We start from the raw sequence: 24,165 nt of genomic DNA, 5'->3' as shown, positions 1-24,165 counted from the left end.
CTAAATGGTTGGTGAGATTGAAATTCCTAAGCCAGCAAATACTGGCTCGACAGGCACTCAGGTTGTGAAGCCCGAGATTGTTCAAGCTTTAGAAGAAAGCCCATTAAAAGGCCTCCCAATCGCTCAAACTATTGAAGGGTTAGCGGCAACGAAATCGAAAAATATGGGAGGAGAAGTTACCGCAACCTTAGTGGCGGGTGTAGTCAACCAACTCCAGTTTGAGCTCCAATCAAAGGATGCGGAGCTTAAAGAGGCCCGGAATGAATTGAAGCAAACCCATGCGGATCTTTCCGCAAGCAGAATAAAAGCCGCTGTTCTTCAAGAACGCATAAATTCCTTTCTAAAAGAGAAACATCTTGGCAATCTAATTATTGTCGTAGGAACAGGTCTTATTAGTTTTGGAATCGACATGTCTATAGATGGTATTTGGTATGGTTATGGTCTAATTTTTATAGGTTTACTTCTTGCAACTTTAGGCTGGTTCTCTAATCGTTTTTTCAAAGGCGAGGGCGCTTAAATGTTTGTAAATCTCTTAACCGAAATCAAAACAGTTGATGTTTATGATAGAGGAATAGCCAATCAAGAGAGAATTGTACTCTATATCAATGAAAATTTAAACCTGGGTCAGTATGGAATCATGCTTGGGATACGGGCAGGAAACGGTTCGGCCTTCCCTATTCGAGATAATCTTTTTTGGTTTGGAGATGGAATAGTTAATAAAGGTGATTGGATATATATTTATACTGGTCCAGGCCAGCCAACGGTGACGCCGTTACCAAATACAAATGAAAAATTGTATTCAGTTCATTGGGGGCGAAAAGAAACTATTTTGAATAATCGCGAAATTGTTCCAATTATTTTTAGGACTGATGTCGTACAGGTGCTCGAAACCGCCGCAAGTCTTCCAAGTGGATTAGCAAGATAATCTTATACTTTTTGATTAAGGCCAGACTTAATCAACTGTTTTCACTCAGTACTTCGAGACGTTCATCTCCTCCATCTTGCCCGTGACCATATAAACCACCCTCTCCGCTATATTCGTCACCCTGTCGGCCATCCTCTCGATATTGTGCGCGGCCCAGATGAGATATGTCGCATCCTTTATGAGCTTCGGGTTGTCTATCATTAGCAGCACAAGGTCGTTGTATATCTTGTCGTAATAGGCATCGACCTCGTCGTCCTCATTGCATATCTCCCTGGCGGCCTTTACGTCCCTTTCGATAAACGATTTCATACACCTCTCAAGCATGGATACGGCCTTCTCCGCCATAAGGGGCATGTCCACAAGGGGCTTGACCAACGGCTCCTCGCCAATCGAGACGCTTATCTTGGCGATGCCCTCGGCGTGGTCGCCGATGCGCTCGAGGTCGGTTATGATGTTTATTATGGCAGCGAGTATGCGTAGGTCGACGGCCATGGGCTGCTGGGTCGCTATGAGGCTAATGCACTTCTCCTCTATCTGGAAGCGCTTCCTGTTTATCTCCATGTCGTTCCGCACTATATGGCGGGACTTCTCAATGTCCCTCGTCTTCAATGCCTCGATAGAGCCCTTTATCGCGTCTACGACCAGACCGGCCATCTGCTGAAGGTCGGCCTCGAGGCCCTTCATCGACTTGTGGTATGCTTCGCGGGTCATTCTTCCTCCTTAAGGCAGGCTTCCGCCTGGCAGGCTGCTGAAAAAGCCCAATCTGCGGCGTCGTCTTCAAAATTGGACACTCCGGCGTACAAGGAGAGTACGCCTCATTCCTCATTTTTCGACTCCTTGCATCTTGGACTTTTTGAGCAGCCTGAACGTGCTATGAGTTTTTCAGCAACCTGCTAGCCGAAACGCCCTGTTATATAGTCTTCCGTGAGCTTATTAGAAGGGGCCGTGAATATCTTCTCTGTGGTGTCGAACTCCACGACCTCGCCGAGCATGAAAAACCCGGTATACTCCGAAACCCTTGCGGCCTGCTGCATGTTGTGCGTGACTATCACGACCGTGTAGTTCTCCTTTATGCCGGTCATGAGGTCCTCTATCTTGGCCGTGGCAACGGGGTCGAGTGCCGAGCAGGGCTCGTCCATCAAGATGACCTCGGGCTCGACCGCGATGGCCCGGGCGATGCAGAGCCTCTGCTGCTGCCCGCCGGAGAGCGATAGGGCAGGCCCGTGGAGCCTGTCGCGTATCTCGTCCCACAGGGCGGAGTCCTTCAGGGCCTTCTCGACCCTGCCGGACACCTCTCCCTTGCTCTTTATGCCCATGAGCTTAAGCCCGAATGCGATGTTCTCGTAAATGGACATTGGGAAAGGCGTGGGCTTCTGGAAGACCATGCCGATCTTACCCCGTAGCTTTATGAGGTCGAGGCCCTTTTCCAGTATGTTTCTGCCTTCAAGCAGTATCTCGCCCTCGTATCTGTTCCCGGGGTAGAGGTCGTGCATCCTGTTGAGGCACCTCAAAAAGGTCGTCTTCCCGCACCCGGACGGCCCGATGAGGGCGGTTATCTGCTTTTCCCTGATGTGGAGGTTTATGTCCTTCAGGGCCTGCTTGTCGCCGTACCAGAAATTGAGGTCCTTTATCGTCAGCTTGTCTTTCATCTATCCAGCCTTGCCTCTCACTATTATCCTTGAAATGATGTTCACAAGCAACACAATAGCCGTTATAAGGAGGGCCGCGGCCCACGCCTTCTGGTGCCAGTCCTCGTAGGGGCCCATAGCGTAGTTGAATATCGTTACCGTGAGCGTGGCCGTGGGCTCGGTGAGGCTGAAGTTCCAGAAGGAGTTATTGAACGAGGTAAATAGTAGCGGCGCGGTCTCGCCAGAGACCCTTGCGACCGCGAGCATTACGCCCGTGACTATGCCGCGGGCAGCCCCCCTGTAGACGACCTGGACAGTTACCTTCCAGTGCGGCGCTCCGAGGGCCAGGGCCGCTTCCCTGGTCGCGTCAGGCACGAGCTTCAGCATCTCCTCGGCCGTCCGAATGACCACCGGGAGCATTATTATGGCCAGGGCCACCGCGCCCGCGATGGCGGAAAACCCCCCGAAAGGCTTGACGAGGAGCGCATAGACGAAGACGCCTATTACTATGGACGGCGCGCTTACGAGGATGTCGGATATGAACCTCACGACCGATGCCATCCTGCTCTTCCGTCCGTATTCCGAAAGGTACGTGCCTGCCATTATGCCCGCGGGAACGCCGATGACGGTCGCGAGCGCGGTTATGAGGAAGGTCCCGGCAATGGCGTTCGCGAGCCCGCCCCCTTCCATGCCCGCGGGGGCAGGGAGCTGGGTGAAGAAATCAAGGTTTATGGCGCTGAAGCCCAGGACGAGCACGTCCTTCAATATCCAGAAAAGGAAGAATATGCCGAAAACGGCCGAGAGGGCCGAGACCGTAAGCGCCCCGTAATTGGCCAGCGTCCTTTTTATATAATGCGCGTTCATCTAGAATTTACCGCCCTGGTACGAAAACCTTGCGATCAGGAGCTTCGCTATCGCGAGCACCACGAATGTTATGAGGAAAAGGATGAGCCCGAGCTCGACGAGGCTTGAAAGATAGAGGTCCTCGAAGGCCTCGGTGAACTCGTTCGCGAGAGTTGCCGAGATGGAAGTTGCCGGGTCGAGGAGCGAGATGCTTATGTTCTGGGCGTTCCCTATAAGGAAGGTTACCGCCATCGTCTCTCCGAGCGCCCTGCCGAGGCCGAGTATCACGGCCCCTATTATCCCGGACCTCGTGTACGGTATCACTATCTTCCATATCACCTCCCACTTGGTGGCCCCCACCCCATAGCCCGATTCCTTGAGCATGGGAGGGACCATGCGGAAGATGTCCCTTGTGACGGATGATATGAACGGGATTATCATTATGGCGAGGATGAAGCCCGCCGGGAGCATGCCTATGCCGAGCGGCGCGCCTGAAAATAGCGGGATGAAGCCCAGCCGGTCGATAAGGAACGGCTCGACGTGCTCGGAAAGCACCGGCGCGAATACGAATAGCCCCCACATGCCGTAGATGATGCTCGGTATCGAGGCCAGGAGCTCGATTGCCGACCCAACCGGCCCGCTTACGCGCTTGGGGGCCATCTCCGTAAGGAATATCGCTATGCCTATGCTTATGGGGAGCGCAATTATTATCGCTATAGCGGAGGAGACCAGTGTGCCGTAAACGGACGGGAGCGCGCCGAATTGGAGGGCGACCGGGTCCCAGGTGGAGCTTACAAGGAAACCGAGGCCGAAGGTCTTGATGGAAAGCCAGGACTCCTTTAGGAGGATGACGAATATGAGGAGCATCAGGGCGATAACAGATGCGGCGAAGAACCAGGCCGCGCCCTTGAATACCGCGTCCCCTGCCCTGGCCGCGGCGTATCTCCGCGCCGCGGCTGCCGGGCCCCTGTCCGAAGCCCCTTTCTCGGGGATATCTCTTGACGGCATCCGTACCTTCTCGTCTGCTTTTTCCGGCATCGGCTTGATATTATTCCAAAAGGTTCGCGGTTTCCACAAAAAAGCCGCCCCTTGCAGGCGCGGCTTGAAATCCTATTTGCCCCAGACCGGCTGCGAATTGCATTTTATATCCCGCGCCCACGCTGCCTCCATGAGGCCGTACACTGCGGGCGGGATGGGAACGTAATCGAGCGACTTCGCCATTTCCGCCCCGTTCCTGTAGGCCCAACCAAAGAACTTCAAGACCTCTGTAGCCTTTTTGCAGTCCGACTGGTTTTTCTTTACGAGTATGAAGGTCGCGCCTGCAATGGGCCACGAGTCTTTTCCGGACTGGTCCGTTAGGACTACCCCGAAACCTGGCGTGCCCTTCCAGTCGGCGTTGGCCGCGGCTGACTGGAAAGTCTCCATGGAGGGCTCTACAAAGCTCCCCGCCTTGTTGCTGAGCTTTGCGTGGGTGAGCTTGTTCTGGATGGCGTACGCGTACTCGACGTATCCGATGGAGTTCTTCATCCTCTTTACGTACATGGCCACACCCTCGTTACCCTTGCCGCCGACGCCCGCGGGCCAATTGACCGCCGTGCCGAAGCCCACCTTGCCCTTCCATTCGGGGCTCACCTTTGACAGGTAGTTCGCGAATATCCATGTCGTGCCGCTTCCGTCAGAGCGGTGTACGACAGTTATCTTAGTGTCAGGGAGCTTCACCCCGGGGTTGAGCGCGGCTATCCGCTGGTCGTTCCATTTGGTTATCTTCCCGAGGAAGATGTCGGCAAGGACCTCTCCGGTGAGCTGGAGGCTTCCGGGGCTCACCCCTTCGAGGTTCACGACCGGCACGACCCCGCCGACCGCCATCGGGAACTGTACGAGGCCCGCGTCCCCGAGCTCCTTTGCCCCGAGGGGCGCGTCCGACGCGCCGAAGTCCACTGTGCCTGCCGTGACCTGCCTTATGCCGCCGCCGCTCCCGATGGACTGGTAGTTGAGCCTCACCCCTGTAGCCCTGTTGTATTCATACGCCCACTTGGAGTAGAGCGGGTACGGGAATGTCGCGCCAGCGCCGTTTATGAGCTGGGCCGAGGCAGTGCCGACCGACAAACCCAGGAATATCAGCGCTAAAAGTAGTATCTTTTTCATATCCGGTTTCCTTTTTATTCCGCTTTTTGAGCTGACTTTACAGGAGAATTGTTACAGCCGTGTTACAGGCGGGTTACGCTATGGAAAAAGGGGGCACCGCTCCGGTACCCAGGGCTGGTGCAAAAGGCCTTTTTGCGCGCTGCCGCGCTCTTTTTGGGCATAAGGGCTCCGCGCTTTCTTAGTATACGGAAAAGACCCTTTCCGCGCCTCCGTGCGGTTCGAGGGTCTCGCCTCTCTCCTTTGTCATCCTTAGGAGCGGCATCACCTGCTTTGCCTTATTGCCAAAAGGCCCTTTATCGCGCTGCCGCGCTCTTTTTGGGCATAAGGCTCCGCTCTCTTTCCGCCTCCCTCCTCCGGGCTAGGCCCTTATGTCGCTCGGCCTTCGGCCTCGCTCCTGCTGCCCCGCCTCGCCCGCCCCTCCCCCATCCCCATGTTCGCTCCGCCTTATGCCCTGGGTTGTTTTAAATGCAAAAACACTGCTGTCCCATTAATCTTTAATGAACCGCTCCCCGGCCTGAAGGCCGGGGGTTTCTGACCGTTTCTCTAAAGGTATTCAATAAGGTAACGGGGTCGTAGCAAAAAGAAGGTGTTTTATTGCCTATGACCTGCGGCGCTATGCTTTCATGACATGAATTCCGACCTGAAGATAAGATACGGAATCATCCCCCTTTGAAAAAGGGGGATAAGAGGGGGATTTTTCGAATGTTTTAATCCCCCCTCGCCCCCCTTTTAGAAAAGGGGGGAAGTTAACGGGACAGCAATGATGCAAAAACAAAAGTGCTGTGAGATTTTTTTTGTCTTTAACAAACCCCGGAGGGTAAGGCGAGCGTAGCCTTAGGGAGGAAGAGCGTGAACGGGCCGGGGAAGTCAGGAGCAAAGCGACTTCAGGGGCCCGTTCACGGGATGGGGGAGGGGGTTAGCAAGCGAGCCTTACCCTCAAAAACCGCGCGGAAGCGCGGAAAAGGCCTTCTTGCAATAGTTGAATATGAGATTCCCTGGTCACTCACGGCACCCTCAGAATGACGAAAAATGAGATGAACGGCGCCTAATAAATCGCGGGATAGAGGAAGCACGAAAAAGGTCTTCTGCCTATGCCATGTAAAAGATAGTAAGGCTGGGTGCGCAGAACGCGCACCCAGCCTTACTATCTAGAAATACAGCTGCCCTTGAATCTGCAGTATGTCCCTGGATTTGTCGTTCGAAAGCCCGCCGCTCGCATTGGACTCGAACCGGGTATGCGCCCAGTTGGCCTGCACCTTCAAGCCGTGTCCCTTGCCATACCAGTTGACGCCGAGGGTCATGGTACGTTCTTTCATGTCAGCGGCCTTCGCGTTCTCGTCAAAGACCTCGTACCTGGCCGCGGGCTCGATGTTAAGCTCCTCCATGAAATACCCGGCCTGCAGGAACCAGCCTTCGGGCCTGGTCTTGCCGAGGGTTGAGTCCACCTCCCAGGAGATATACTCCGCGCTCGCGGTAAGGCCCTGGAGGTGCGTCGATACGTCCACTCCCCAGAGGGTCCTGTCCTCACCGCCGCCGCTCGCGTAATCAATGTCCTTCTGCACGGCAAGGCTCACCCCGGCCGTTATGTGCTGCCCCTTGCCGAGATATGAGCCTTGTTTCTTCGTCTCCACCCAACCGGTCGGCGATATCTCGACCCTTGTCGCAAGAAGGGGCGCGGCCTTGTAGACCGTGGTCGGGCCAGTTTGTATCGCCTCCCCGTTCTGCCAGCCGTCTGCCACGGCGACCTCATAGCCGATGGCCCCTTCAAATAGCTTCCCGAATACAGCCGCCTTTGGCTGGTAATAGGCGTTGCTCGCGCCGAAGACGTCCCTTGACGCATCGACAGAAGCGGGCCGCTCTATGAAAAGGAGGGTCGAGCTTGATATGAGCTCTTCCCTCGAGTACGGCAGCTTCTCCTTTCCGAACATGAACGAATAGGCCTCGTCCGGGGTGAGGGCGACATACGCGTACTTGAGAGATATCTTATTGTTGTTCCCGGCCTTGTCCCATTTGTCTGCGTCAAAGGTCACGTTGTATTTTATCTTCTTCGATACGAGGTTGCCGCCCATCTCAAGGCGCGCCCTCCTGAAATACATGTCGCTCTCTGTCGCGTACGAGTCTCCGCCGGTGCTCGTGATTATATCCCCGAAATCGAACCTCGGCTGGAGCCTCACCCGTATCGTGAGGTCGCTCTCGCCCTGGGCCAATGTGACCCCTTTCGTCTCCTCGCCGAAGGCGAACTCGGCGGCAGACGGGGGCGCGGCCCCAAACAGCCCGGCCATAGCGGTAAGGACGATCAAGGCTTTTCTCTTCATTCCACAAACCTCCTTCTTCCGGATGCTTTTTAAGCCCATGCTGGCGCGCGGTCGCTGCTATTATAGCCGGCGGTTAAGCGTTCCGCATTATATTATGGGTGCCTCTAAAAATTAAGAATTTTTTCTGAGGTCGAGGTAGCCTTATGCCATCCTGCTTTGGAAAAGGACTAAATTGGCGTTGACACGCGTTCAACCCTTCGGGTAGGATATAGGGCCGAAGAACCTTGAAAAATCAGGATAAAAGGAGAGAGCGATGGGCACGAAAAAATCCGCTCAGGTCTTAAGGAAAGCAGTGAAGCTCATCCCCGGCGGGGTAAACAGCCCCGTAAGGGCGTTCAAGGCCGTGGGCGGGGGGCCCGTCTTCATCTCCAGGGCCGGCGGCTCTAAGATATATGACATAGACGGGAACGCGTACATCGATTACATCGGCTCGTGGGGGCCCATGATACTCGGGCACGCCCACCCCAAGGTATCGAAGGCCATAAAGAAGGCGGTGGACAGGGGCACGAGCTACGGCGCGCCGACCCCGCTTGAGGTCACCCTAGCAGAGATGACCCGGAAGGCCTTCCCCTCGATGGAGATGGTAAGGTTCGTAAGCTCCGGCACAGAGGCCACCATGAGCGCCATCCGCCTTGCCAGGGCCCATACGGGACGGGACGGGATAATAAAATTCGAGGGCTGCTATCACGGCCACGCCGACAGCCTACTCGTAAAGGCGGGCTCGGGCGCCGCGACCCTTGGCGTGCCGGACAGCCCCGGTGTCGTAGCCGACCTCGCCAGGCACACCTATAACGCCACCTACAACGACCTCGGCTCGGTGAAAGCCGTCTTCGACAAGGTCCCCAAGGGCATAGCCTGCGTCATAGTAGAGGGCGTTCCCGGCAACATGGGAGTCGTGCTCCCCAAGGAAGGCTTCCTGTCGGGCCTTAAGGCGCTCTGCAAAAAAAACGGCGCCCTCCTTATAATGGACGAAGTCATGAGCGGCTTCAGGCTCTGCTACGGCGGTGCGCAGAGAATATACTCAATCGACCCTGACCTTACCTGCCTTGGCAAGGTCATAGGCGGGGGGCTCCCTGTCGGCGCTTTCGGAGGCAAGAGGGGCATAATGGAGAAGCTTTCGCCTTCAGGCCCGGTCTACCAGGCGGGGACCCTCTCGGGCAATCCGCTGGCCATGACCGCCGGGATAGAGACCCTTAAGCTCCTGCAGGGCAGGGGCGTATACGACAAGCTCTACAAATCCACCAGCTACCTCGCCGAGGGGCTCGCTGAGATAGCGAAGAGGCGCGGGGTGCCGGTGCATACGGCGGTAGCAGGGTCGATGTTCACGCTCTTTTTCTCTGAAAAGCCCGTCACGAACTGGCCGGACGCCAAAGGCTCGGACACCGCAAGGTTCGGGAAGTATTTCACGCGTATGCTCAAAAGCGGAATATACCTACCCCCCTCGCAGTTCGAGGCCGTCTTCGTCGGCCTCTCCCATACCAGGGCAGACCTTGAAAAGACCCTGGAGGCCGCTGAAAGGGCCTTCAAGGGACTGTAATCAGCAATCAAAAGGGGAAAAGAAGAGCCCCGCCGTTTCCGGCGGGGCTCTTCGGTTTTAAGCCTCAAGAATGTCCGATGGAGAAATTCAGGTTTACCGGTACCGGGGCTGTACCTTTTGCGAGGCGAGCTTCCTGCCTTTGTTGTCGAATATCCCATAGCTCTTAAGCCCGAGCTTCTGGAGCTTGAATTTCAAAGCCGTGCCGAGGACGCCGAAGCCGTAAATAACGCTCCTCCTGAAATTAATGGAGGAGGCTTCCTTGAAATACTTGGTAGGGCAGCTTATCTCGCCTATACGGAAGCCGAACCAGGCCGACTGCGCGAGCATCTGGTTGTCGAAGACGAAATCGTCGGAGTTCTCCTCAAGGGGGAGCGTCTCCAGCACCTCCCTTGAGAAGGCCCTGTAGCCCGTATGGTACTCGGAGAGCTTTTCGCCGAGGAGCAGGTTCTCGACAAGGGTAAGGAACCTGTTCGCGATGTATTTGTAGACGGGCATCCCGCCCTTCAAGGCCCCGGTGCCGAGTATGCGGGAAGCGAGCACAAGGTCGTACTCGCCAGAGGCTATCATCGAGGCCATTGCCGTTATTAGCTTCGGGGTGTACTGGTAATCCGGGTGCACCATTACAACTATGTCGGCCCTGAGCGCCAGCGCCTGCGAATAGCAGGTCTTCTGGTTTCCGCCGTAGCCCTTGTTCTTGTCGTGAACGAATATGTTCCTTATGCCGAGTTTCCGCGCCACCTCGACCGTATTGTCGCCGGAGCAGTCGTCCACGAGCACGACCTCGTCCACGATGTCCAGGGGGATGTCTCTGTAGGTCTTTTCGAGGGTCTTTCCCGCGTGGTAGGCCGGAAGGACTACGGCTATCTTTTTTCCATGCAGCATAGTGAAAAGGGTCCGTTTAACGGAATAGGTGCACGGGGATTATCTCAAAAAGGACCGCGAAGTGTCAACCGGAAAGGAGGCGCAAGACCCTCAAACATTTTGACTTTGCTTGTTTTTTCATGGATAATATCCCGGCGTTAGGTTTGAAAGCCGCTCATCTTCGTTCTTTTAATTTATGTAAGGCCCGGTCCCGTCCCTCATGAAAAAAAGCCCTTTCCTCACAGCCGCGGTCGTCGCGGCATTGACCTTCGCCGCGTATATCCCTTCTCTCTGGAACGGGTTCGTAAACTGGGACGACCCTTACTACGTCTTCAAAAACCAATATATAGTCGCGATACAGGCAGGATTGCCGGACGGCGCTTCAGCGTGGCTCGACCTCCTCATGAGCACGACCGGCGGCAACTGGCACCCCCTTACAATGGTCTCGCTCGCAGTCGATTACCTTTTCTGGGGGAAAAACCCCTTCGGCTTCCACCTGACCAACTCGATGCTCCATGCCATGAACACCTTTCTTGCCGGCGTGCTCTCGTTCAAGGCGGCCTTCGCAGCTAACAGGAAATACGGCCAAAAGCCCCTCTTTCTACTTGTCGGGATACCGGCCCTCCTGTTCGGGCTTCATCCCATGCACGTCGAGTCCGTCGCATGGGTCTCGGAGAGAAAGGACGTCCTCTCGGTCTTTTTCATCCTCCTCACGTTCCTATTGTATTTCACGTATTCGGAAAGCCGTCTTAAGCGCCATTACGCCCTGAGCATAGTGTTTTTCATCCTGGCGCTCCTCAGTAAGCCGATGGCGGTGACGGTGCCTTTAGCGCTCCTTATAATCGACTATTATCCTTTGAGGCGTCTTGCCGGCCCGGGGCTAAGGCGGGCCCTTATCGAGAAAGCACCTTTCCTGGCCCTCAGCATATTGCTCGGCGTCATTACCATGCTGACCCAGAAGACTGCCGGCGCGGTAGTCTCGATGGGCTTCGCCGCGAAGCTCGCCATAGCCCTGAAGGCGGTTGTCTTCTATCTCCACAAGCTCATCCTGCCGGTCGGGCTCGCCCCGATATATCCGGTGGACTTCAGCACCGGGCCCCTTACCATAATCGTATACGGCGCGGTAGCCGCCCTTATCACCGCCGCCTGCGTCTGGCTCCTCAGGTTCAGCAGGGCCCCGCTCGCGGCCTGGCTCTTTTATCTCGTAACGCTGGCCCCGGTCTCCGGCATCATAAAGGCCGGCGAGCAGGCCGCGGCGGACAGGTACACGTATCTCCCGACTCTGGGGCTCTTTCTTCTTTTCGGCGGCGTCCTGGCGCTTTTGGCCGGGAGGGAAGGCAAAAGGCTTGAGGCCCCGTTCATGGCCGGGGCATTGGCCCTGCTTGCGCTCCTCGGGTACGGGACCATGAGCCAGGCGGCGATATGGAAGGACTCGCTCGCCCTCTGGTCGCGCCAGGTCGAGCTGTATCCGGACCACTTCTTCGGGTACAACAAGAGGGGGGTAACTTACAAGGACCTCGGCATGAACAAGGAATCGCTTGCAGACCTGGACGAGGCCGTGAGGCTCGCCCCGGGGGTTACTTTCGTCTACAGCAACAGGGCTTATGCGAAAATTTCCGTTAATGACTACTTCGGCGCCATCGACGACCTCTCGATAGCGATCGAAATAAACCCGTCGTATTCGGATGCGTATACCGCGAGGGGGGCCGCCTACTCGGAAATCGGCATGGCAGGCCCCGCGCTCTCCGACTTTAACGAGGCGCTCAGGCTTAATCCGGAGGCCGCGCCGGCCTATTTCGGCAGGGCGCGCGTAAAGAGCCGCGCAAGGGACCTCCGCGGGGCGGTCGAGGACTTTTCAGCCGCGATCAACCTGGACAGGCTCTATACTGATGCCTATATCATGCGGGGGATAGCGCAGGCGGAGCTCGGCCTCATGGACGCCGCCATCGCCGACTTCACCGCTGCTATAAGGATAAACCCGAAGGAGCCCAAGGGGTATTCGAACAAGGCGCGCGCGCTCGCGCTCATGGGCAGGCAGAAGGAGGCCGCAAGCACCCTCACAGCCCTGATAGAGCTCGCCCCTGAAAACGAGAGCGCGTACGCGCTCCGCGGGGAAACATACGCGGCCGCTGGCGAATACGGCCGCGCCATAGCCGACTTCAAAAAGGCTCTTCTCCTTAAGCCCGACAACGCGCGCACGCACATGAACCTGGGGCTCGCGTACATGAAGACGGGGGATCCCGCCGAAGCCTCAGGACACTTCAGGGCCGCCGCGGGTCTCGGCCTTTCAGAGGCGCTCCCCTATATACAAGAGGGCAGGTAGGATTTCCTCGTCTTGGCTCGGTTGCGAGTGGCTTTCGAAACGGCGGGCGAGCCCGGCTGTGGGAGGCGGCAGGGGCGCTGACTCACTCCTTTGGGACGAACTTGAGAGACGCGGAGTTTACGCAGTACCTTTTCCCGGTCGGCTGCGGGCCGTCGTCGAAGACATGACCCAGATGCGCGCCGCACCTCGGGCAGACCGCCTCGGTCCTCTCCATGAAAAAGCTCCTGTCCTCTTTGGTCTCGACCGCATCCGGCGCGACCGGCTTTGTGAAGCTCGGCCACCCCGAGCCGGAATCGTACTTTGTATCGGAGCTGAAGAGCTCAAGCCCGCAGCAGACGCAAGTATAGGTCCCCTTGTCTTTCTTATTCAGGTACTCCCCCGTAAAGGGCTTTTCAGTGCCCTTCTTGCGGGCTATCCTGTACTCCTCGGGCGTAAGCTCCTCTTTCCATTCCTCGTCGCTCTTCTTTATCTTCTCCATGCTACTATTCTTTTCCTTTTGAGGCCGGGTGTCAAGGGCGCCTTTTTGAATTAACGTCCGTTTGACAGATTTTCCCTCTTGTGCAAGAATCTACCTGAAACCGGCGCGACTAATCCAGGCAATTCCGGCAATCGACTCCGGCCGTCTCCCTATGAAAGGGAGAAAGTCATCGCATCCTGATAGTCCCCCCTGCCCCCTTTGGAAAAGGGGGAGTCCTTTGGACGGCCCGGCCTGTAAACCCATCTTCGAGACTCATCCCCGAAAAACCTTAAGGAAGGCCTGATTCATTATGTTTTCGGTCGTCATTGCTTAGGAGCCTTGGCTCCGAAGCAATCTCAAGGCGCTTCATTTTCCGGAAGATGAGATTGCTTCGCTTCGCTCGCAATGACGAACACGTGAAACAATCAGAGGTTCCTTTACTCTTTTTCGATTCTCTAACAGCCCCTTATGGCCGATATCGACATACGGAAGATAATCTCCGCTGACACAAGCCGCGCCGTCGAAATAGGCGAGCGCGTATGGTGGGTCGGGCAATATCTGCCTGACGACATCTTCCAGTGCAACGCCTACCTCATAGAGCGCGGGAATAACTCCGTCCTCATAGACCCCGGCGGCCACCTTACCTTCGACAAAGTGCGGAGCAAGGTAGAGGAGGTAGTCCCCTTCTCCAGCATCCGTTATTTCATATGCCACCACCAGGACCCGGACATAACGGCTTCCCTTAAGCTCATCGAGGGCATTCCGGGCCTGCACCCGGAGGCGGCGATCATAACGCACTGGCGGGCGCGGGCGCTCCTCAAGCACTACGCGCTAAGGCTGCCCATAATCGACATCGAGGAGAGCGGCTGGCAGCTCGACCTCGGCGGCAGGCTGCTCCTTTTCGTCTTCACGCCCTACCTCCATTTCCCGGGGGCCTTCTGCACCTTTGACGTGGAGAGCGGCATACTCTTCTCAAGCGACATATTCGGCGGCATGACGCGCGAGTGGAGCCTCGTCGCGAGGGACGAATCATACTTCGAGGACATACGCCCCTTCCACGAGCACTACATGCCGAGCCGAGAGATACTGCTTCACGGCCTCTTGAAGCTCGAAGAGCTTCCGGTAAGGATGATAGCGCCGCAGCACGGCTCCCTTTTATACGGCGGGCTCATAAGCTTCGTCATCGGCAGGCTCAAGCAGCTCGAATGCGGCATCTTCGCCCTTGCGGGCGACTCAACCGACATACGCCGCCTCTCGTTCCTCAATAAGACACTAAAGGACATCACCAATACCGTCATCGTCTACCGCGACTTCCGCGACATCGCAAACGCCCTCCTTGACATACTCAAGAGGACGCTGCCGGCGGTCTCGATAGAGTTTTATGCGAAAACCGGCGCGGGAGAGCCCCTTTGCCTCTCGCCCGGGACGCGCTACAGGGGGGCCCTTGAGGAGCCCCCGGCCGTGCTCAAGGGCGTCCTGGGCGTTGAAAGGAGCGCGTGGGCCGTAGAAAACGGCGGCAGTTTCAGGAAGATGCTCGTTCCGGCGGCGCTACCCGAGCTCAAGGCAGGGGTCAGGGAATGGGCCCTCGCCATACCTCTATTCCCGCGCGAGGGCGGCAGGGCCGGGGCAATGGCCGTCATACGCCTTGCCCATGACGTGAGGGAGGACCGGGACCTGGACCGGATGCTCGGCGAGATGAGCGGCTCCTTCGCCATAGCGGTCGAGCGGGAGGCCTTCTACCGCATGCTCGAAGCCGAGAGGTGCAAATTCTACGAGCAGTCGATAAAAGACCCGCTTACCGGGCTCTACACGCGCTTCTACATGGACGAGACCCTCAGGAGGCTCGCGCACGCCCACGACCGGAACGCTCAATACGCCATATCGGTCGTACTGTTCGACCTCGATCATTTCAAGGGCATTAATGAAGAGCACGGCCATGCGGCCGGAGACGAGGCCATAAGGCAGGCGGCCTCGGCCATGCTCGGCTCCATAAGGGGAAGCGACATAGCCGTCCGCTACGGCGGCGAGGAGTTTGCCGTCTTCCTCATGGGCAGCACGCCAGCCGAGTGCGTCATCGTGGCCGAGAAGATACGGAGAAAACTTGCCGGGCTCGCCTTTGACGGGGGGCTTGCGGGCTTGAAGATCACGGCGAGCGCCGGGGTGGCCGTGCGAAGCCAAAAAGAGCCGGTTGCCGAATTCCTGGGCAGGGCTGACAAGGCCCTTTACCAGGCGAAATCCTCGGGCCGGAACAGGGTCGTCTACCTGGAATGACAGCCTCCGAAAATCCATTCTGTCCGGCAGGTGTCCTGGGAAGAATTCAGGATGGCGGAATCAAGTTCCCCCTTCAACGGGGGGCAAAGGTGGGATTTGTAATGGCGCATAGCGCACCTGCAATATAAACTCCCCTTCCCCTTCAATAATGAAGGGAGCAAACCGTCCCATGAAGAAAAATCTTACAAGCCCCATATAGGGCCTTGACTGGTGAACAAGCCGGGGAGTATAATAGGCCAGCTCCCTTTTTTTAAATACGGCATTCTACAAAGGGTAAAATACTACCGGAAAATTAAACCTGACGCGCTCTTTGTTAAGACGTGTCTCCCCTTGCAGCTCCCCTTTTCAAAGGGGAGCTATTTTATTAGAAGAACAACATGTTCTCTGCTCTAAGAAGGTCCATCGCGTCCAGGCCCTCGCTCTCTGAACTGCAGTCGAACGTCCTTGCCGGGCTCACGGTCGGAGTAATAGCGCTCCCCCTCTCGATGGCGCTGGCAATCGCGGTCGGCGCGCCCCCCCAAACCGGCCTGTATACCGCGATAATAGCCGGAATAGTCATCGCCCTTACGGGCGGCTCCAAGGTCAACATATCCGGGCCGACTGCCGCTTTCGTCGTCATACTCCTCCCCATCGTCCAGAAATACGGCATCGGCGGCCTCCTCATAAGCGGCTTCATGGCAGGCGTCATACTTGTGCTCATGGGCGTTGCCAGGCTCGGGAACTTCATACAGATAGTGCCCTATCCGGTAACGGTCGGCTTTACGGCAGGCATAGCCGTGGTCATAGCCGTGCTCCAGATAAAGGACCTTTTCGGGCTCAGCATAGCCGAGCTGGACGGGCATTTCCCCGAGAATGTCGCGACCATCATCCTCTCGCTCCCCACCATCTCGTGGGCCGAGGCTGCGATAGGCATACTGACCTTCGCGGTACTGCTCCTCTGGAAGAAGACGCGGTCGCGGGTCCCTTCGCACCTCGTGGCCCTCCTTGCAGGCTCGGCAGCGGCCTTTGCAGCCGGCGCGCTCATGCCCGAGTTCCAGGTAGCGACCGTCGGCTCGCGATTCGAGTACGAGATTAACGGGATAACCGGAAGCGGGATACCCCCTTTCCTTCCGGGCTTTGCCTGGCCCTGGGAGCTCCCCGGCAGGGACGGGACCCCGATAGGCATCTCCTTTGAGCTTATACGCAACCTCCTTCCGCCGGCCTTCGCCATAGCCATGCTCGGCGCGCTGGAATCGCTCCTATGCGCGGTCGTGGCCGACGGTGTAACGGGCAAGAAGCACAACCCCAACGACGAGCTCATAGGCCAGGGCATCGGCAATATCGTGGCCCCGCTCTTCGGCGGCATCCCGGCCACCGCGGCCCTCGCAAGGACTGCCGCGAACGTCCGCGCCGGAGGCACCATGCCCCTCGCCTCGGTCGTGCACGCGCTTTTCATCCTGGCGTCGATACTCGTCCTTGCGCCCCTCCTCGCCTACATACCCATGGCCTCGATGGCGGCCCTGCTCCTCATGGTCGCCTGGAACATGAGCGAGACGAAGCACTTCGCCCGCATAGTCAGGTTCGCCCCCAGGGACGACATCCTGGTGCTCCTCACGTGCTTCGCCCTCACGGTGCTCTTCGACATGGAGGTCGCGGTCGCGGTAGGCATGCTCCTCGCCGCCATGCTGTTCATCCACAGGAGCATCGAGCAGAGCGGCGCGAAGCTCCTCGACAAGGGCAGCGGGCAGCACGAGCACAGGGCCCTGCCCGAGAGCATACTCATCTACGACATCAACGGAGCGCTCTTCTTCGGCTCGGCCCAGAAGGCCCTGAGCGTCCTTACCGGCATCAGGAAGGAGATACGGATAGTCGTCCTGGACATGTCGGACGTCACCATGCTCGACATGAGCGCGATGGTCGCCATGGAGTCCATTGTAGAAAGCTGCAAGAAGCGGGGCCTGAAGCTCGTAATAAACAAGCTCGACCCGAGGCTCATACTGAGGCTCCGGAGGATAGGGCTCAGGGCGAAAAAAGGCGTCTTCGAGTACTCGAGGAACATGGACGCTGCCATCGACATCGCCCTCAGGATGAGGGAAGAGACGGATGCGCCCGGGGAGGCCGCCCCGCCGCTTACCTCTTAGCCGTACCGGCCAGGCCTTATTTGATAATCAATATATGGACGTCGTCGGGCTTTTTCAAGGCCTCTATGGTCACGTCCTCGCCGTACCTCGATATAAGTATGTCGACCGTCTTTCTGGGGGCTACGGGCAGGCTCTTGAGATAAACGGAGGTGAGGAAGGCCGGGAGCTCCGGCTCCTTGAAGATTATCATGCTCTTGTCGGCCTCGAAGTAGATGCCGAGCGAGGCGTGGAGCATGAGGAGGAGCGCGCCCGAGGCCCAGGTCTGGGGCGCGCAGGCCACGGGGTACTGCGTGGGGGCCATGCCGTTACGCCGCCGGAACCCGCAGAAGAGCTCCGGGAGCCTCTGGAGGTCTGACATGAGGGCCGCGTCGAATATGCCCATGAAGACCTTGTTGAAGTGCTCGGTAAATCCGTAGGCCGCGAGCCCATAGGCCGTAAGCGCGTTGTCGTGCGGCCATACCGAGCCGTTATGGTAGGACATGGGGTTATAGCGCTTCTCCCCGTCGCCTATGGTCCTTATGCCCCAGCCTGAAAAAACGCTCTCTGAAAGGAGCATGTCGGCGACCCTCCGCGCCTTCTGCGGGTCGGCAATCCCGGCGAAGAGCGCGTGCCCCGCATTGGACGAGACCACCCTGCAGGGCTTTTTCCTTCCGTCGAGGGCAAGCACGTAGGTGCCCATCTCCTCGTCCCAGAACGCCTCGTTGAACCTCTTTTTAAGCTCCTCGGCCTCCAGGCGGAGCCTGTCGGCCTGGTCGTCGTCGCCCATGAGCCTTGAGAGCGCCGCCGCCTCCTTCTTTGCGGCGTAGAGATATGCCTGCACCTCGCAGAGCGCTATGGGCCCCTCGGCGAGCCTTCCGTCCCTGTGGAAGACCGAGTCCTGGGAGTCTTTCCAGCCCTGGTTCCGGAGGCCGCCGGCGTGAGGCGAGTATTCGAGGAACCCGTCCCCGTCCGCGTCTCCGTACTCGTCAAGCCAGGAAAGGGCCGCGCTTATGCTCTTCCATAGCTTTCTTATGAGGGCTGTGTCACCGGTCCTCCTCCAGTAAACCCCGGCGAGTATTATATAGAGCGGGGTCGCGTCAACGCTCCCGTAATAGAGGCCGAAGGGTATCTCGCCGAGCGCCGCCATCTCTCCGTGCCTCGTCTCGTGCATTATCTTCCCTGGCTCCGCGGCCTTCCGCTCGTCACGCTCGGTCGCCTGCATGTGGGAAAGGTACTTGAGAGCGCCCGCAGCGACGTCCGGCTTTATCCACGCGCACTCCAGGGCCGTTATGATGCCGTCCCTGCCGAACGGGGTGCAGTACCAGGGTATGCCGCCGTACGGGAAAAGCCCCTTCGGCGTCTCTGTAAGCATCATCTCTATGTCCGCGAGCGAGCGCCTTATCGAGATATTGAAGTGCTCGTTCGAGGTGAATATCTCAACACCCGACTTCCGTCTGGACCTGAGGCGCTTCCTCGCGTCCCTCAATACCTCGACATAGCCCCTGCCGTCGTTTTTTGAATGTCCCTCGACGCACTCGGCGGTGACGTAAACTTCCTCGATCTGGTTGGGCTTAAGCCTGAGCGAGAACATGAAGGTATTCCCGCTCATCCTGTCAGGGCCCCTGCTGAAGGTAAAGGCGATGGTCCTCCTTACGCTGTCGAGGCCGTCATAGGCGAGCCTGAACTCCTTTTTCCCGTACTCGGGCTCGTGGAGGGCGCCTCTCCCCGCCCTTTTGATCCCCCTCACCTCGAAGATGTCCTCGAAATCGGAATCTGCCCCGAGCTCAATGACAAAGGCTGCGTCCTCCTCGGCGAAGTTCCTGACCCTTATATGCTCGAACACCCTGGTCCCGGAGAGGACCCTCGCGCGGAGGATGTGGACCGAATCCCTTCTCAGGAGGAGCTCCCCGCCGGAATATATGTCCGGGTTCGTGAGGTCGACGGTCATGAGGAAGTTGTCCTCGTCCATGTTGGAGCTCAGGAAAAGGGGCCTCATGCCGTTTATCCTCAGCTCGTAATGGGAAAGGTACCGCGTCCCCTTGTAGTACACGCCCTGCTCCCCCTTCCCGAGAGGCAGTATGTCCCCGAACCTGTCATAGATGCCGAATATCTCCCCGTCCTTCTGGATGAGCCGGAAGGGGTCTATTATGGTCGAGGTAGCGACTATGAAGAACGAGTCCTTTATTCTGCTGACTTGAGCCATCCGCTCCCGCACCTCCCCATCACGAGCTCGTAGGCCATGAGGTAATCCGCGGCCATCCGGCCCTGGAGGAACCTTTCCTCGAACCTCCTCCTGCAGCCCTCCCTTGAAAATCCGCCCCTTATGCCCTCTACGATCCTCACGGCCTCCTCGTCCCTTTCGAAGACGAAACCCGTAACTCCGTGGTCCACCACTTCCGGAATTGAGCCCCTCCTCCGGGCGATGACCGGGGTGCCGCAGGCCATTGCCTCTAGCATGGAAAGGCCGAAAGGCTCGGGCCAGTCCACCGGGTGCAGGAATGCGAGCGCACCCCCAAGGAGCTCGTTCTTCTCCCTGTCGTTCACCTCGCCCAGGAACTCCACATATCGGCTTTTGAGGTGCGGCCTGAGGCATGCTTCGAAATAATCCCTATCCACCCTGTCAACCTTGGCCGCTATCTTCAGGCGTATGCCGGCCTTCATGGCGATATCTACCGAAGACTCGACCTTCTTCTCCGGCGATACCCTGCCTATGTAGAGGAGGTAATCGCCCGCCCTGGCGCTGAAATCATACAGGTCCGCCGGGATGCCGTGATGGACGGTGGCGACCCAGTTCGCGAAGGGCTTCGGGGCCCTCTGCGCGTCCGATATGGATACGAGGGGGCTTCTGCCGTACTCCCTGAATATGAACTCGTGCTCGGGGTTGTCGAGCCTCCCGTGGAGGGTGTTGATGACGGGCACGCCGGTTCTCCTCCCCAGTATGAACCCTATGCAGTCCACGTGCGAATGGATGATATCGAACTCTCCGGCCCTGCGGAGCGCCTCCTCCATCATGATGAGGTGCAGGGATACCGGGTCCAGGGTGTTCTCGTCCAGCCTCAGGGCGCGCTCGGAGCATGGCACGAGCTCCGCCCGGGTCTTCGAATCGGCGGACGCGAAGAGCGTGACCTCGTGCCCGAGGCTTACGAGCTCCTCGGTGAGGTACGAGACCACCCTTTCGGTACCGCCGTACATGGCGGGCGGGACGCTCTCGAAAAGCGGCGAAACCTGCGCTATTCGCATAAATGAAGGTTCTCCTCTCTTCCTTTCCGAAGGGATTATCTTGGGCAATGCGGCACTGAAATCGTTCCTGCGAGAGCGTCCTTGGTAGCCGGGGGAATGGGGCCGGGGATCGTGTGGAGGCGCGGCTCGGCTTCCGCGCGCGCCGGAGACGAGTCTGGGGCGGCACATGCGCATTCTGGATTGAGCTTTTGACGCTCTCTTAAGATTCTGTCCCAAAAGAGCGGTTTGTCAATAATGGGCGGGGGAAAGCTACGGTTTCCGGGAGAAAGAGGCCGGCGGATGCCCTTTCCGGGCATCCGCCGAGGCGGGGCAAGGCTATCCTCTTTCTGACATCAGCCGAGGGCCGCGGCAATGGCGGGGGGGCCTGGCAGCCGGGCTCGGGTACTGAAGCTTGCTCTTCCGCTTTGCTGTATGCTTTAGGAAGGTCTATCGATTCCCATCTGTGCGTCATTGCGAGGAATGAAGCGACGAAGCGACTCAAAATACCCGATATCCCAAAAATGAGATTGCCGCGCTCCGCTCGCATGACGAATACACCAATTCAGATTTTCCTTAAAAGAACCGCCGGAGGCGACCCGGCAGGCTATATCCCCTCGCATGCCGAGGCGGTGGACTTCCTCTTCACAGGAGACCAGGGGCAATCGGCCCGCGTCCCGGTCCCCCGCAAAAGCGCGCCCTCCCTCGTGCCCGGCATCTCAATGTCTATCACAAAACCGGACGGGTCCTGCCCGGCCAGCCTTGAATTCGCGGGCGCCGTGGTCCTGTCCTGGGCCTTATTGTGAAATACGTCGGCAAAGGTCCATGAGCCGTGCTCCTCTCCGAACCAGAACTGCTTCGGGGCGGTAGTGATGGCCTCAGCGGGAACGGCAAAAAGCAGCAGGGCAAAAAATCCAGCGCAAAGCGGGGCGAACTTCCTGGCAAGCCTGCCTGATAAGAAGGGAATCTGCCCGGGTATTCCGGCAATGAACCTTTCCATGCGCTTCTCCTTTTTGTTGATGTACGGAATGAATTGCAAGCCGCGGGCCAGAGGCTTTCCCCTGCATTTCTTAGGTCGCCGAGATGCCGGTGTAAAGGGGATTTACGGGGCCGCTCCGGGCGGAAAATATTTTGAACCTGTTTTTCGGCGGTTTACACGATCCCCGCTGGAGTAAAACCGGTTTACACCCGGAAAGACTTTTTTACAGCCCTCTTTTACAGCGCTTGCAAAAGACCTTGCGCGTCATCCCATTCCCTTTGACAGTGCCAGCCGCTTCGTGTATTTTGTTTCCCCTCAGCCGAGGAAGGTCATAAAGTGCCTGGTGTAAAGAAAATTATTTTGGTGGCTTCAGCCCTCGTTGCCGGCGTAGCAACCGTCTCCTCGGCGGACGAGCTGGTCCTTTCGAACGGGGACACCATAACCGGCAGGGTGCAGGGCATGGAAAAGGGCGTTCTGACCGTGGGCACGCCGTATTCGGAGCCGGTCAGGATACGGAAATCGTCTGTGGTCGCCTTGAGGACCGACGGGCCAGTTACGGTGCGGACGGTTTCGGGGGAAGTATTGAGCGGAAGCTTCCACGTAAACGAAGCAGGAATGATAGTCTTTAAGCCCGTGGAAAGGCCCTGGGAGGAGCTGGCGTGGGCCGATATCGGCGCGATAGACCCCGCTCCCCCCAGGCTCGGCGGAAAAATAAGCGCTGGAGCGAGCATGCGCTCCGGGAATACAAGGAGGGCCAGCGCAAACATAGGCTTTGACGCGGAGAAGAGGACCCTGCAAGACCGCTCTGGCGCAAGCGTCCGCTTCAATTACTCCGAGGAGAGCGGCAAAACTACCGCCAGGAACACCTATGCCGCCCTTAAATACGACTACTTCTTCACCAGCCCCTATTACGGGTACCTGAGCGCCGAGCTGCTTAACGACAGGTTCAGGGACATCGACCTCAGGGCCGTAGCAGGCCCGGGCGCGGGCTATCAGGTCTGGGACGGCCCTTCGAAGTCGCTCCTTCTTGAGCTTGGCTTTTCGCTCGTAAGGGAGGACCTCCGGTCGGGCAGGGACGAGTCCTGGGTAACGGCCCGGGTTGGTAGCAATTTAAGCCTCGGGCTCACGAAAGACACATCTTTTACCGACAACCTCAAGGCCTACAGCCGGGTGGACGAGCCTGAGAACTTCCAGGTAAGGAACGAGGCCTCCCTGAACTCGCGGCTGAACAGCTACTGGGGCTTGAAGCTCACGAACATCATCGAATACGACAGCAAGCCCCCGGTTAATATTAAAAAGACGGATATATACTGGATACTGAGCCTCCAGTACACTTTTTAGCCCGGCGAGCAGGTTCGGAAGAGCCGAATTTCGACTCTGCAACGGCCTTCTTTTTTTGCCTCTGGATATGGCATGCGGGTTATAGTATCCTAATAAATTGAATGATTTCGGGGGGTTGGATGGGTCTTTCGGTATTATTATTCTTCGTTGCAGGGCTACTCCTTCTCATTATCGGGGCCGAGATGCTCGTCAGGGGCTCCTCGAGGATCGCCTCTTTTCTCGGCATATCCCCGCTCATAATCGGCCTGACGGTAGTCGCCTTCGGCACAAGCTCGCCCGAGCTCGCGGTGAGCGTCAAATCCTCCTTTGCAGGTCAGGCCGATATAGCCGTCGGGAACGTGGTCGGGAGCAACATCTTCAACATACTCTTCATACTCGGCCTCTCGGCCGCCATAACTCCCCTTGCCGCGTCGCGCCAGCTCATAAGGCTCGACGTGCCTGTCATGATAGGTGTGTCGGTACTTTTCTTCATCTTCGGGTTGAACGGAGTCGTGAGCCGGCTCGAAGGGGCCGTACTCACAGCCGGGTTCTTCGCGTACACGGGGTTTCTCGTCTATCTTGGCAGAAAGGAAAACGGGACGACGGACGAGTTCAAGGAGGAGTTCTCTTATAAAAGGGGCAGGTCGGCGGCAAGGGACTGGGCCGTCAACGTCCTTATCTCAATCGCCGGGCTCGCGCTCCTGGTGCTGGGGTCGAGGTGGCTGGTGGACGGCGCGGTCCATATGGCAAGGGGGCTGGGCGTAAGCGAGCTCATAATAGGGCTCACCATCATAGCGGCAGGCACTTCGCTTCCCGAGGTCGCGACGTCCGTTATGGCGAGCATAAAAGGCGAGCGGGACATAGCCGTCGGCAACATCATCGGCAGCAACATCTTCAACATACTCTCCGTCATGGGCATAACGAGCCTCGTATCCGCAAACGGGGTCGGAGTGCCCGGGAGCGCCCTTTCCTTCGACATCCCCGTGGTGCTCGCGGTCTCTGCCGCCTGCCTCCCCATACTCTTTACCGGCTATACGATAGCGCGGTGGGAGGGCGCCCTCTTTTTGGCCTACTACGTCCTCTACACATCCTTCATCTTCCTCAACTCCACGGGGCACGCCTCCCTTTCCGCATTCAAGTTCGCGATGGGCGCGTTCGTCATACCGCTTACGGTCGTAACGCTCGCGGTCCTCACGGCAAGGGCATTGATTATCCGGAGCAAAACGAACCGGCAGGAGGAATGAAA

Annotated in this window: 19 protein-coding genes; 8 read left to right on the top strand and 11 right to left on the bottom strand. The window is 57.7% G+C overall.

What is annotated here, in order from left to right; all coding sequences use genetic code 11:
• Nucleotides 1-4: 4 nt before the first annotated feature.
• Together QY316_01395 and QY316_01390 are read left to right on the top strand one after the other, a co-directional pair.
• On the top strand, nt 5-517 hold the full coding sequence (locus QY316_01395) for a hypothetical protein (protein WKZ33091.1): 513 nt from the start codon (nt 5-7) through the stop codon (nt 515-517).
• On the top strand, nt 518-925 hold the full coding sequence (locus QY316_01390) for a hypothetical protein (GenBank protein ID WKZ33090.1): 408 nt from the start codon (nt 518-520) through the stop codon (nt 923-925). It begins immediately after the preceding gene.
• A 45-nt stretch (nt 926-970) separates the two neighbouring features.
• Here QY316_01390 and phoU read toward each other — a convergent pair whose 3' ends face one another.
• The 6 genes from phoU to QY316_01360 form a co-directional block, all read right to left on the bottom strand.
• A complete protein-coding gene (gene phoU, locus QY316_01385; protein WKZ33089.1) occupies nt 971-1,636 on the bottom strand; it encodes a phosphate signaling complex protein PhoU in 666 nt (221 codons plus the stop codon).
• A 182-nt stretch (nt 1,637-1,818) separates the two neighbouring features.
• Nucleotides 1,819-2,574 carry a phosphate ABC transporter ATP-binding protein PstB gene (gene pstB, locus QY316_01380; protein WKZ33088.1) on the bottom strand — a complete coding sequence of 252 codons (756 nt, stop codon included), beginning with the start codon at nt 2,572-2,574 and terminating at the stop codon, nt 1,819-1,821.
• Nucleotides 2,575-3,417, bottom strand: coding sequence for a phosphate ABC transporter permease PstA (gene pstA / locus QY316_01375; protein WKZ33087.1), 843 nt, complete (start codon nt 3,415-3,417; stop codon nt 2,575-2,577).
• The gene (gene pstC / locus QY316_01370) at nt 3,418-4,404 is read right to left on the bottom strand and encodes a phosphate ABC transporter permease subunit PstC (GenBank protein ID WKZ33086.1); all 987 of its coding nucleotides are present in this window, start codon (nt 4,402-4,404) and stop codon (nt 3,418-3,420) included.
• 102 nt (nt 4,405-4,506) lie between these two features.
• Nucleotides 4,507-5,541, bottom strand: coding sequence for a phosphate ABC transporter substrate-binding protein PstS (gene pstS / locus QY316_01365; GenBank protein ID WKZ33085.1), 1,035 nt, complete (start codon nt 5,539-5,541; stop codon nt 4,507-4,509).
• A 1,148-nt stretch (nt 5,542-6,689) separates the two neighbouring features.
• Complete coding sequence (locus QY316_01360) at nt 6,690-7,856, bottom strand: porin (protein ID WKZ33084.1); 1,167 nt, start codon at nt 7,854-7,856, stop codon at nt 6,690-6,692.
• A gap of 253 nt (nt 7,857-8,109) precedes the next feature.
• Between QY316_01360 and hemL the strand changes: the two genes are divergently transcribed.
• Complete coding sequence (gene hemL / locus QY316_01355; protein WKZ33083.1) at nt 8,110-9,393, top strand: glutamate-1-semialdehyde 2,1-aminomutase; 1,284 nt, start codon at nt 8,110-8,112, stop codon at nt 9,391-9,393.
• A gap of 93 nt (nt 9,394-9,486) precedes the next feature.
• Here the strand turns inward: hemL and QY316_01350 are convergent, their stop codons facing one another.
• Complete coding sequence (locus QY316_01350; GenBank protein WKZ33082.1) at nt 9,487-10,275, bottom strand: glycosyltransferase family 2 protein; 789 nt, start codon at nt 10,273-10,275, stop codon at nt 9,487-9,489.
• Between the two features lie 199 nt (nt 10,276-10,474).
• Here QY316_01350 and QY316_01345 point away from each other — a divergent pair, with 199 nt between their 5' ends.
• Nucleotides 10,475-12,577 carry a tetratricopeptide repeat protein gene (locus QY316_01345; protein WKZ33081.1) on the top strand — a complete coding sequence of 701 codons (2,103 nt, stop codon included), beginning with the start codon at nt 10,475-10,477 and terminating at the stop codon, nt 12,575-12,577.
• 82 nt (nt 12,578-12,659) lie between these two features.
• Here QY316_01345 and msrB read toward each other — a convergent pair whose 3' ends face one another.
• Nucleotides 12,660-13,055: a peptide-methionine (R)-S-oxide reductase MsrB gene (gene msrB, locus QY316_01340; GenBank protein ID WKZ33080.1), complete on the bottom strand. Its 396-nt coding sequence runs from the start codon at nt 13,053-13,055 to the stop codon at nt 12,660-12,662.
• A gap of 447 nt (nt 13,056-13,502) precedes the next feature.
• Between msrB and QY316_01335 the strand changes: the two genes are divergently transcribed.
• Nucleotides 13,503-15,305: a diguanylate cyclase gene (locus QY316_01335; protein WKZ33079.1), complete on the top strand. Its 1,803-nt coding sequence runs from the start codon at nt 13,503-13,505 to the stop codon at nt 15,303-15,305.
• Between the two features lie 377 nt (nt 15,306-15,682).
• Nucleotides 15,683-17,425, top strand: a complete 1,743-nt coding sequence (gene dauA, locus QY316_01330) for a C4-dicarboxylic acid transporter DauA (GenBank protein ID WKZ33078.1) — start codon at nt 15,683-15,685, stop codon at nt 17,423-17,425.
• Between the two features lie 16 nt (nt 17,426-17,441).
• On the opposite strand, the gene QY316_01325 is transcribed toward dauA, so the two are convergent.
• The 3 genes from QY316_01325 to QY316_01315 form a co-directional block, all read right to left on the bottom strand.
• Nucleotides 17,442-19,607 (bottom strand): glycogen debranching N-terminal domain-containing protein, encoded by a 2,166-nt coding sequence (locus tag QY316_01325; GenBank protein WKZ33077.1) that lies wholly within the window; start codon nt 19,605-19,607, stop codon nt 17,442-17,444.
• The gene (locus QY316_01320; protein ID WKZ33076.1) at nt 19,586-20,644 is read right to left on the bottom strand and encodes a glycosyltransferase family 4 protein; all 1,059 of its coding nucleotides are present in this window, start codon (nt 20,642-20,644) and stop codon (nt 19,586-19,588) included. Before QY316_01320 ends, QY316_01325 begins: the two co-directional genes overlap by 22 nt.
• Nucleotides 20,645-21,227: 583 nt before the next feature.
• Nucleotides 21,228-21,620, bottom strand: a complete 393-nt coding sequence (locus QY316_01315) for a hypothetical protein (protein ID WKZ33075.1) — start codon at nt 21,618-21,620, stop codon at nt 21,228-21,230.
• Nucleotides 21,621-21,962: 342 nt separating this feature from the next.
• Between QY316_01315 and QY316_01310 the strand changes: the two genes are divergently transcribed.
• Both QY316_01310 and QY316_01305 read left to right on the top strand, forming a co-directional pair.
• Nucleotides 21,963-22,940 (top strand): DUF481 domain-containing protein, encoded by a 978-nt coding sequence (locus QY316_01310; GenBank protein WKZ33074.1) that lies wholly within the window; start codon nt 21,963-21,965, stop codon nt 22,938-22,940.
• Nucleotides 22,941-23,059: 119 nt separating this feature from the next.
• On the top strand, nt 23,060-24,163 hold the full coding sequence (locus QY316_01305) for a calcium/sodium antiporter (protein WKZ33073.1): 1,104 nt from the start codon (nt 23,060-23,062) through the stop codon (nt 24,161-24,163).
• Nucleotides 24,164-24,165 lie beyond the last annotated feature (2 nt).

Source organism: Thermodesulfobacteriota bacterium (genome assembly GCA_030583865.1).
GTDB lineage: Bacteria > Desulfobacterota > GWC2-55-46 > GWC2-55-46 > GWC2-55-46 > UBA5799.
This window is presented reverse-complemented; position numbering and strand designations above follow the sequence as displayed.

Excerpts from the sequence above, each read along its gene's own strand:
- QY316_01395 (WKZ33091.1), top strand. The coding sequence starts at position 5 with ATGGTTGGTGAGATTGAAATTCCTAAGCCAGCAAATACTGGCTCGACA.
- QY316_01390 (WKZ33090.1), top strand. The coding sequence starts at position 518 with ATGTTTGTAAATCTCTTAACCGAAATCAAAACAGTTGATGTTTATGAT.
- phoU (WKZ33089.1), bottom strand. The coding sequence starts at position 1,636 with ATGACCCGCGAAGCATACCACAAGTCGATGAAGGGCCTCGAGGCCGAC.
- pstB (WKZ33088.1), bottom strand. The coding sequence starts at position 2,574 with ATGAAAGACAAGCTGACGATAAAGGACCTCAATTTCTGGTACGGCGAC.
- pstA (WKZ33087.1), bottom strand. The coding sequence starts at position 3,417 with ATGAACGCGCATTATATAAAAAGGACGCTGGCCAATTACGGGGCGCTT.
- pstC (WKZ33086.1), bottom strand. The coding sequence starts at position 4,404 with ATGCCGTCAAGAGATATCCCCGAGAAAGGGGCTTCGGACAGGGGCCCG.
- pstS (WKZ33085.1), bottom strand. The coding sequence starts at position 5,541 with ATGAAAAAGATACTACTTTTAGCGCTGATATTCCTGGGTTTGTCGGTC.
- QY316_01360 (WKZ33084.1), bottom strand. The coding sequence starts at position 7,856 with ATGAAGAGAAAAGCCTTGATCGTCCTTACCGCTATGGCCGGGCTGTTT.
- hemL (WKZ33083.1), top strand. The coding sequence starts at position 8,110 with ATGGGCACGAAAAAATCCGCTCAGGTCTTAAGGAAAGCAGTGAAGCTC.
- QY316_01350 (WKZ33082.1), bottom strand. The coding sequence starts at position 10,275 with ATGCTGCATGGAAAAAAGATAGCCGTAGTCCTTCCGGCCTACCACGCG.
- QY316_01345 (WKZ33081.1), top strand. The coding sequence starts at position 10,475 with ATGAAAAAAAGCCCTTTCCTCACAGCCGCGGTCGTCGCGGCATTGACC.
- msrB (WKZ33080.1), bottom strand. The coding sequence starts at position 13,055 with ATGGAGAAGATAAAGAAGAGCGACGAGGAATGGAAAGAGGAGCTTACG.
- QY316_01335 (WKZ33079.1), top strand. The coding sequence starts at position 13,503 with ATGGCCGATATCGACATACGGAAGATAATCTCCGCTGACACAAGCCGC.
- dauA (WKZ33078.1), top strand. The coding sequence starts at position 15,683 with ATGTTCTCTGCTCTAAGAAGGTCCATCGCGTCCAGGCCCTCGCTCTCT.
- QY316_01325 (WKZ33077.1), bottom strand. The coding sequence starts at position 19,607 with ATGGCTCAAGTCAGCAGAATAAAGGACTCGTTCTTCATAGTCGCTACC.
- QY316_01320 (WKZ33076.1), bottom strand. The coding sequence starts at position 20,644 with ATGCGAATAGCGCAGGTTTCGCCGCTTTTCGAGAGCGTCCCGCCCGCC.
- QY316_01315 (WKZ33075.1), bottom strand. The coding sequence starts at position 21,620 with ATGGAAAGGTTCATTGCCGGAATACCCGGGCAGATTCCCTTCTTATCA.
- QY316_01305 (WKZ33073.1), top strand. The coding sequence starts at position 23,060 with ATGGGTCTTTCGGTATTATTATTCTTCGTTGCAGGGCTACTCCTTCTC.